The following is an 8,824-nucleotide window of genomic DNA, read 5'->3' on the forward strand; positions in this document are numbered from 1 at the left end:
GCCCCACCGTGACGGTTCCGCCGGCCTGCGCGAAGCCTTCCTGGCACTGCTGGAGGGCGGCGCACAGTCCGCGGCCCTGGTGGAGGCTGCGGCAGCGGCGCTGGCCGGCGTCGCTCCGGGCCGGCTGGGCCCGGAATTCGCCACCGTGGCCTGGCTCGCGGACCTTTACCCGCAGGACCCCGGAACCCTGGTCTCGCTGCTGCTCAACCATGTCACGCTCGAGCCGGGCCAGGCGCTGTGCCTGCCCGCCGGGAACATCCATTCCTACCTGCGCGGACTCGGCGTGGAGGTCATGGCCTCCTCCGACAACGTGCTGCGCTGCGGGTTGACGCCCAAACACGTCAACGTCGAGGAACTGGCCAGGATCTGCGACTTCTCCCCGATGCGGCCGCCGCTGGTCGAGCGCCGGATTACGGACACCGACCAGGAGCTGTACTGCCCGCCCTTCGCCGAGTTTCAGCTGCAGCGCATCGAACTGCGGGACGGGGACGGGCCGGTGCCGCTGGAGCAGCACGGCCCCGCCGTCGTGCTGGCCGTCTCCGGCAGCGCGCTGCTGGACTCCCCCCGCACGGACCTGCGGCTGCGGCGCGGGGAATCGGCCTTCATCCCGGCTTTCGAGCAGCCCGTGCTGGTCCACCACGTTCTCGGCGGCGAAGCCCCCGCCGTGCTGTTCGCCGTCACCACGTCCGGAAGTGCCGGCGCCAACTGACCATCAACGGAAGAGAGTTCATGTCCGCCTCCATCCTGCAGTCCGCCCCGTGGGCCGAATTCCAGCGCAACTTGGGCAAAAAGGTCTTCATGCGCAGCGGCGAAGGCTGGAATTTCCTGGCCATCCACGAAAAGACTCCGCTCGGTTCCTTCCTGTACACCCCCTACGGCCCCGTCGCGGACAACCCGGCGGCCTTCGCCCGGGCCCTGGACGCGCTGCATGCCCTGGCCAAGGCCGAGAAGGCGCACTACGTCCGGGTGGAACCGGCGGCGGCCGGGCTCGGGGACAAGGCCGCCGCGGTGCTGGCCGGCCACGGGCTGCGCCGGGCGCCGGTGGACGTGCAGCCGCACCTGACCTGGATGGTGGACCTGACCCAGCCGGAGGAGAAGATCCTGGCCGGGATGCGCAGCACCAGCCGCAACCTGTACCGGAACATCCACAAGAAGGGCGTCAGCTTCGACATCTCCACGGACCCGGCGGACATCGGAATCCTGCTGGGGTTCCTGCACGATGTCTCCGCACGGGCCGAGTTCAAGGCCCAGTCCGACGACTACCTGGCCCAGGCCGCCAGGACCCTGATGCCGGCCGGGGCCGCGAAGCTGTTCGTTGCGCGGCTGGACGGACAGCCGATTGCCGCGGCACTGTCCTACGACACGCCCACCACCCGGGTGTATGCCCACGCCGCCGCCGACGACAAGCACCGCAAGCTCAATGCCGGGATTCCGCTGGTGGTCACCATGATGGTGGACGCCAAGGCGTCCGGACAGCAGCTGTTCGACATGTGGGGCGTCTCGCCCGAGGACGAGCCGGAGCACGAGTGGGCCGGTTTTTCCCGCTTCAAGCGCTCCTTCGGCGGGTTCGAGGTTGAATACCCCGGCACCTGGGACCTGCCGGTAAACAAGCCGGGGTATGCCGCCTACAGTGCCGCCCGCAGGCTGCGGGACCTGCTGCGCGGCACGGCACTGCCGGCGGTGCGCAAGGCCGGGACCGCCGTCGTCCCCGTCCTGGACAGGCTCAGGGCAAAGCTCAAGGGCTGACCCGGTTGCCCGCCAAAACCGATCGGCCCGGCGGATAACAACCTTTCCAGCGCCGGGAAAGGCATTATCCGCCGAGCCGATCGGGAAGCGGGGAGCCGGTCAGCTCTTGCGCTCCCAGCCTTCCCACTTGTCCGCCCGGTGCTCGCCCTCGACGAAGCGGATGGTGCCGGACTTGGAGCGCATCACGATCGACTGGGTCAGCACCCGGTTGGACTTGTAGCGCACCCCGCGCAGCAGGTCGCCGTCGGTAATGCCGGTGGCCACGAAGTAGCAGTTGTCGCTGGTGACCAGGTCGTCGGTGGTCAGCACCCGGTCCAGGTCATGGCCGGCGGCGAGGGCCTTCTGCTTCTCCTCGTCGCTGGTCGGCCACAGCCGGCCCTGGATCACCCCGCCCAGGGACTTGATGGCGCAGGCGGTCACGATGCCCTCCGGGGTGCCGCCGATGCCCATCAGCACGTCGACGCCGGTGCCCTCGCGGGCCGCGGCGATGGCGCCGGCGACGTCGCCGTCCATGATGAACTTGGTGCGGGCGCCGGCCGCACGGATCTCCTCGACCAGCGGCTTGTGGCGGTCCCGGTCCAGGATCACCACGTTGACCTGGTTGATCTTCTTGCCCTGGGCCTTGGCGATCAGGTGCAGGTTCTGCTTCACCGGCAGGCGCAGGTCCACCAGGTCCGCGGCCTCGGGGCCGGTCACGAGCTTCTCCATGTAGAACACCGCGGAGGGGTCGAACATGCTGCCGCGCTCGGAAACGGCCAGCACGGACAGCGCGTTGTTGATTCCCAGCGCGGTCAGGCGGGTGCCGTCGATCGGGTCCACGGCCACATCGCATTCGGCGCCCTGCCCGTTGCCCACCCGCTCGCCGTTGTACAGCATCGGGGCCTCGTCCTTTTCGCCCTCGCCGATGACAACGACGCCGTTGAAGTTCACGGTGGAAAGGAAGGAGCGCATCGCGTCCACGGCGGCGCCGTCGGCGGCGTTCTTGTCCCCGTAGCCCACCCAGTGGCCGGCGGCGATGGCGGCGGCCTCGGTCACGCGGACCAGTTCCAGGGCGAGGTTCCGGTCCGGCTCGTTGTTGCCCACTGCCAGGGACGGGGACAGGGTTGAATACTGGGCATCCGGTACAGCTTTGGCCACGAGAACCTCATCTTCGAGTTGCGGTTGGGACAGTTCCGGCTCCGGAACTGCGTCTGATTCCTGGACTTGACGTGGATCTTCCATCAGCTTCGATCATAGTCCGCCGCCGCGCCGGCTGGCTTGTGAGCCAACGCACCATTACGACGGCGGGGCTGCCGCCGGCCGGCGCCGGGCACCCGCCCGGCTTAAGCGACAATGGAGGGGTGAGTGAAGCGCGCCCCGAAGTACCTGCAGTGTCTCCGGCCTCCGGACCGGGCCCCGACCCGGTGCAGCCGCCGGATGAACTGGCGGTGAAGCCCATCCTGACCCCCAAGCAGGCCAAACGGGCGAACCAAACCATCAAGGGCATGGTCATTTCCGTCCTGCTGACGGTGGCCGCGGTCATTCCGGTCGTCCTGCTCAACCCCGGCAGCAAGCCCGAAACCTACCACCGCGACATCGATGTCCCGGGCGTGGCGCGGCAGGCCGAGCCTGCCGCCGGCTACCTGCCGGTGGTCCCGGAAGTGCCCGGGGGCTGGTCCTCGAACTACGCGCGCTGGAACGCCGGCGGCACCGCCAAGGTTCCGGCCTGGGAGGCCGGCTACCTGACCGCGGACGGCCACCACATTGCCCTGGTCCAGACCAACAAGGCCAACCCCACCTGGCTGGCCCAGGCCACGGGCGAGGCTCCCGTCACCGGCCAGCGCCGGATCGGCGGCGCGGACTGGGAACTGCGGGACCGCGGCACCGGGGACAAGAGCCTGGTGCTGGAGGAGGCAGGCTACACGATCGTGCTCAAGGGCGCGGCGGAGCTGGCCGAATTCGACACGCTGGGCGCCGCCGTCGCCGACGCGCTGGACGACAAGTAATCCAATGTCCGCGCCGCCGGCGAGCGGGAGTAATGTTGGCAAAATGGCAACTACATTGACACCCGCCCAGGCGTGGCAGAAGCTGCGCGAGGGCAACGAACGATTTGTCTCCGGAACCTCCAGCCACCCCAACCAGGACGCCCCCCGGCGCAGCTCGCTGGTCAACCAGCAGAATCCGTTCGCCATCATCTTCGGCTGCGCGGATTCGAGGCTGGCGGCCGAAATCATCTTCGACCTGGGCCTGGGAGACGCCTTCGTGGTGCGCACGGCCGGACAGGTGATCGACGACGCCGTGCTCGGCTCGCTCGAGTACGGCGTCGACATCCTGAAGGTGCCGCTGATCGTCATCCTCGGACACGACAGCTGCGGCGCCGTCACCGCGGCGAAGGAGACGGTGGACACCGGCGAGATGCCCAAGGGATTCCTGCGGGACCTGGTGGAGCGGATCACCCCCTCCGTGCTGGCTGCCCGGCGCAACGGCTTCGAGGAGGTCAACGACATGGTGGTCGAGCACGTCAAGCAGACCGCCGAGCGCCTGCTGGACAGCTCCCGGGCGCTCTCCTCCGCGGTGGACGACGGCCGCACCGCCGTCGTCGGCGTCGCCTACCGGCTGGCCGAGGGGCAGGCGGAACTGGTTTCCGGCGCCGGCGCCCTCGGGCAATAGCGCGGCCGCCCGGCGCAGCGAGTTTCGGCGGGTCCCTCGGACATGAACGCGCAGCAGCCTCCCCCGCCTGAAACAAGTTTCAGGCGGGGGGCCCGCGGCTACTACGCTGGGACCCATGACATCCACTGTTGATTCTGCCGAGTACCGCATTGAACACGACACCATGGGCGAGGTCCGGGTCCCGGTAAACGCCCTGTACCGTGCGCAGACCCAGCGCGCGGTGGAAAACTTCCCGATCTCCGGCAAGACCCTCGAGCGCGCCCACATCGAGGCGCTGGCCCGCATCAAGAAGGCCGCCGCCCGCGCCAATGCCGAGCTGGGCGTCCTCGACCAGGAACTTGCCGAGGCGATCGCCAACGCCGCCGACGAAGTTGCCGGCGGCAAGTATGACGAGCACTTCCCGATCGATGTCTTCCAGACCGGCTCCGGCACCTCGTCGAACATGAACACCAACGAGGTCATTGCCGAACTGGCCACCCGCGCCCTGAAGGAAGCCGGCAGCGACAAGACGGTCCACCCCAACGACCACGTCAACGCCTCGCAGTCCTCGAACGACGTGTTCCCCACCTCGGTGCACGCGGCCGCCACCGGCGCACTGATCAAAGACCTGGTCCCGGCGCTGGAGTACCTGGCCGCCTCGCTGGGCCGCAAGGCCGAGCAGTTCAAAGACGTCGTCAAGTCCGGCCGCACCCACCTGATGGATGCCACGCCCGTGACCCTGGGCCAGGAATTCGGCGGCTACGAGGCCCAGATCCGCTACGGCATCGAGCGCATCGAGGCCTCCCTGCCGCGCGTGGCCGAGGTCCCGCTCGGCGGCACCGCCGTCGGCACCGGCATCAACACCCCGGCCGGCTTCCCGCAGCGCGTCATCGCCCTGCTCGCCGAGGACACCGGCCTGCCGCTGACCGAGGCCCGCAACCATTTCGAGGCGCAGGCCAACCGCGACGGGCTCATCGAGGCGTCCGGCCAGCTGCGCACCATCGCCTATTCGATCATGAAGATCAACAATGACCTGCGCTGGATGGGTTCCGGCCCCAACACGGGCCTGGGCGAGATCGCCATTCCGGACCTGCAGCCGGGTTCCTCGATCATGCCGGGCAAGGTCAACCCGGTCATCTGCGAGGCCGCGATCATGGTCGCCGCCCAGGTCATCGGCAACGACACCACCATTGCCCTCTCCTCCACCAACGGCGCCTTCGAGCTGAACGTGGGCATCCCCGTGATGGCCGCGAACCTGCTCGAATCCATCCGCCTGCTGGCCAACACCGCCCGCGTGATGGCGGACAAGATGATCGACGGCATCGAGGCCAACGTGGAGCGCGCCCGCTTCCTGGCCGAGGCCTCCCCGTCCATCGTCACCCCGCTGAACAAGTACATCGGGTACGAGAACGCCGCCAAGATCGCCAAGCACGCGGTCAAGGAAGGCCTGACCATCCGCGAGGCCGTGGTGGCCCTGGGCTACCTGGAACGCGGCGAACTGACCGAGGAGCAGCTGGATTCGGCCCTGGACGTGCTGTCCATGACGAAGGCCCCGCAGAAGTAACCCGCGGTCCTGCACCGAAGCGCCCCCGGTCCGCGGACCGGGGGCGCTTTTTCGCGCGGTGCGCCAGGCATCCGCCCCTGGCCGGGCCCTTTCCGGGTTTCCTCAGGTTTCCTCCTCGAGCGACTTGAGGAAGGCGTGGCGGGGACTCGACGGATTCATCAGGGAATGCTTCCGGCTGTAGAAAAAGTAGATGAGCAGCCCGATAATCAGCCAGATAACGAAGCGCAGCCAGGTCTCCCAGTGCAGCTGGAGCATCAGGAAGCCGGAGGCGAGGACGCCGAACGCGGGAACCACCGGCATCCACGGCAGCCTGAATGTGCGGGGCACGTCCGGCCGCGTGCGGCGCAGGACGATGACGGCCACGCAGACGACGACGAAGGCGGCCAGGATCCCGATATTGGTCAGGTCGGCCACGGCGCGGATGGGGAAGACGCCGGCCAGCAGGGCCGAGGCGATGCCGGCGATCCAGGTCACCCGCTGCGGGGTCCCGTGCTTGTCCGTGACGGCGAACCAGTAGGGCAGCAGCCCGTCGCGGCTCATGGAAAACCAGACGCGGGTCACGCCCAGGAGGAAGGTCAGCATGACGGTCAGGATCGAGATCACCGCGAAGGCCGAAATGATGGTGGCGATCACCGGGAGCCCGACATTCTGGAAGGCGGACGCGAACCCGGCCGTGGGACTGATTTCCGTGTAGTTCTGCATTCCGGTCAGCACCAGGGTGGCCAGGACGTAGAGCGTCATGGCAATCAGCAGGGACAGGAGAATCGCCTTGGGCATGTGCTTCTTGCCGTCGGTCGCCTCCTCCGCGGCGGTACTCATGGCGTCATAGCCGAAGACCGCGAAGAACACCGTGGCCGCCCCGGCAAAGACGGCCCCGAAGCCCGAGGGCATGAAGGGCGTGTAGTTCGCGGTGTTGACGAAGAAGAACCCCAGCCCGATGATGAACAGGATCAGCAGGATCTTGAGCCCTACCGCCACCAGTTCGAAGCGCCCGAACGTCTTGGTGCCGCGGCTGAGGATCCAGGTGATCAGGAGGCAGACCACGATTGCCGGCAGGTTTACCAGGCCGCCTTCGACGGTGTCCGGCGTGCCCTGCATCCACGCCGGCACGTCGACGCCGATGCCGCCCATGAACTCCGTGAAGTACCCGGAAATGCCGATGGCCACGACGGCGACAATGGCGGTGTATTCGAGCAGCAGGTCCCAGCCGATGAACCAGCCGATCACCTCGCCCAGGGCCACGTAACCGTAGGTATAGGCGGAGCCCGCAAACGGGATCATGCCCGCGAACTCGGCATAGGACAAAGCCGCGGCGGCACTGGCCAGGCCGGCGACCAGGAACGAGATCAGCACCGCCGGACCGACGGGCTCGCCGGTTTCGCCGCCGTTGGCAACCAGGCCGGCCAGGGTGAAAATGCCGATGCCGATGATCCCGCCGACGCCAATGGCCGTCAGCTGCCACAGGCCCAGGCTCCTGAACAGATGGCTCTGCTTGCTTTCCACCTCCATTTCCGTAATCGGCTTGCGCCTCATGATGGATTGCGAACCGCTCCAGATGGACATGCCGGACTCCGATGCTCGCGCCCGCATCTGCCGCCGGAACCCCGCTCCAAGGGCGGGTCCGCCGTGCGGATGCCCTGTACGTTCTTGAGTATGGACCGCAGGCTGTCCGCACGGAATAGCCTGCGGCCCCTAACGGACAAATTCCGGGACGCCGGTGGCACGCAGGGCTGCCTGCAGCCGGTCCAGATGGTAGTCGGACAACTCCGGCAGCTGGTCCAGGCCGAACCAGCCCACCTGGGCGGACTCGTCGTCGTTGACCCGGGCCCGGCCGGAAACGTACCGGCAGCGGAACGTCAGGTTCAGGAACTGGGCCCTGTCCCCGTTCACGAACTGCATGGGCCCGCCGGCGTACACCTCGGCCAGGTGTTCCACCTCGGCCACCACCGCGGTTTCCTCCAGCACCTCGCGCACCGCGGTCCGGGCCGGGTGCTCCCCCGGGTCCACGATGCCGGTGACCAGGGTCCAGTGCAGGTTGTCCGCGCGCTGGCAGAGCAGCACCCGTCCGGCATCGTCCAGCACGACCGCGGTGACCCCCGGCAGCCAGAGCAGGTCATGGCCGATTTTGGAGCGCAGCTGCAGGATGAAGTCGGGCGTGGGCATCTTCCTACGCTATGCTGCCCGCGGGCCCGACGGCCAGCCGGCAGCGCCCGGGACGCGGCGGCCGCTGAAGGCTAGGCCGCCGGCAGCATGGCCGCCACGGCGCCCAGCAGCATGAACGGACCGAACGGGATGGCGGATTTCAGGCTGCCGCGGCGCAGCGCCACGAGGACGATGCCGTACAGGCCGCCGAGGGCGAAGGCGGCGAAGGTGGCCCAGAGCAGGTGGCCGGCCCCGAGGTAGCCCAGGTACATCCCGAGCACGCCGGCCAGCTTCACGTCCCCGAAGCCCATCCCCGCCGGATAGACGAAGCGCAGCAGGAAGTAGAAGGACCACAGCGCCGCTCCCCCGCCCAGCATTCCCCACAGCCGTGCCGTACCGCCGCCGGCGAGCGCCGCCGTCGCCAGCAGTGCCGGGGCCACCGCATAGGCGGGGAACACGATCCGGTTGGGCAGGGTGTGGGTGCGTGCATCGATCCAGCCCAGCCGGAAACCAATGGCCAGCAGGTACAGGCAGGCTGCCAGCAGCGCACAGAACGGCAGCGGGTCCGCGGGCCAGAGCCGTCCCAGTTGCGCGATCATAGCCCTAAGCTACAGCATGCTCCCCGCGCTCCTTCCGGCCCCGGCCGGCCTGTGGAAAGCCGGCGGTTGCACCGGTCCGTGCCTGTGCCGCCGGCCGGGCCCGGGCCCCGGCAGTTGGGGGCGCGGCCGGGGCCCGGGGTCCTCT

The 8,824-nt window shown here is 68.5% G+C and carries 8 protein-coding genes and 1 pseudogene; 5 read left to right on the forward strand and 4 right to left on the reverse strand.

Features of this window, described 5'->3' with window-relative positions; genetic code table 11:
- Positions 1-709, forward strand: a pseudogene (locus ACFQ36_RS17905) (mannose-6-phosphate isomerase, class I); the annotation flags it as partial.
- Between the two features lie 20 nt (positions 710-729).
- The gene (locus ACFQ36_RS17910; RefSeq protein WP_377016068.1) at positions 730-1,746 is read left to right on the forward strand and encodes a lipid II:glycine glycyltransferase FemX; all 1,017 of its coding nucleotides are present in this window, start codon (positions 730-732) and stop codon (positions 1,744-1,746) included.
- A gap of 99 nt (positions 1,747-1,845) precedes the next feature.
- On the opposite strand, the gene glpX is transcribed toward ACFQ36_RS17910, so the two are convergent.
- Positions 1,846-2,883 carry a class II fructose-bisphosphatase gene (gene glpX, locus ACFQ36_RS17915; RefSeq protein WP_377016070.1) on the reverse strand — a complete coding sequence of 346 codons (1,038 nt, stop codon included), beginning with the start codon at positions 2,881-2,883 and terminating at the stop codon, positions 1,846-1,848.
- Between the two features lie 203 nt (positions 2,884-3,086).
- Here glpX and ACFQ36_RS17920 point away from each other — a divergent pair, with 203 nt between their 5' ends.
- The 3 genes from ACFQ36_RS17920 (at position 3,087) to ACFQ36_RS17930 (ending at position 5,938) form a co-directional block, all read left to right on the forward strand.
- Positions 3,087-3,731, forward strand: coding sequence for a DUF4245 domain-containing protein (locus tag ACFQ36_RS17920; RefSeq protein WP_377016072.1), 645 nt, complete (start codon positions 3,087-3,089; stop codon positions 3,729-3,731).
- 43 nt (positions 3,732-3,774) lie between these two features.
- Positions 3,775-4,395: a carbonic anhydrase gene (locus ACFQ36_RS17925; protein ID WP_377016074.1), complete on the forward strand. Its 621-nt coding sequence runs from the start codon at positions 3,775-3,777 to the stop codon at positions 4,393-4,395.
- Positions 4,396-4,510: 115 nt separating this feature from the next.
- On the forward strand, positions 4,511-5,938 hold the full coding sequence (locus ACFQ36_RS17930) for a class II fumarate hydratase (protein WP_377016076.1): 1,428 nt from the start codon (positions 4,511-4,513) through the stop codon (positions 5,936-5,938).
- A 102-nt stretch (positions 5,939-6,040) separates the two neighbouring features.
- Here the strand turns inward: ACFQ36_RS17930 and ACFQ36_RS17935 are convergent, their stop codons facing one another.
- The 3 genes from ACFQ36_RS17935 to ACFQ36_RS17945 form a co-directional block, all read right to left on the reverse strand.
- The gene (locus tag ACFQ36_RS17935) at positions 6,041-7,501 is read right to left on the reverse strand and encodes an amino acid permease (protein ID WP_377016078.1); all 1,461 of its coding nucleotides are present in this window, start codon (positions 7,499-7,501) and stop codon (positions 6,041-6,043) included.
- A gap of 129 nt (positions 7,502-7,630) precedes the next feature.
- A complete protein-coding gene (locus ACFQ36_RS17940) occupies positions 7,631-8,101 on the reverse strand; it encodes an NUDIX domain-containing protein (RefSeq protein ID WP_377016080.1) in 471 nt (156 codons plus the stop codon).
- Positions 8,102-8,172: 71 nt separating this feature from the next.
- Complete coding sequence (locus ACFQ36_RS17945; protein WP_377016082.1) at positions 8,173-8,679, reverse strand: prepilin peptidase; 507 nt, start codon at positions 8,677-8,679, stop codon at positions 8,173-8,175.
- Positions 8,680-8,824: the final 145 nt, after the last annotated feature.

This window comes from Arthrobacter sp. GCM10027362 (assembly GCF_042679445.1).
Taxonomy (GTDB): domain Bacteria; phylum Actinomycetota; class Actinomycetes; order Actinomycetales; family Micrococcaceae; genus Crystallibacter.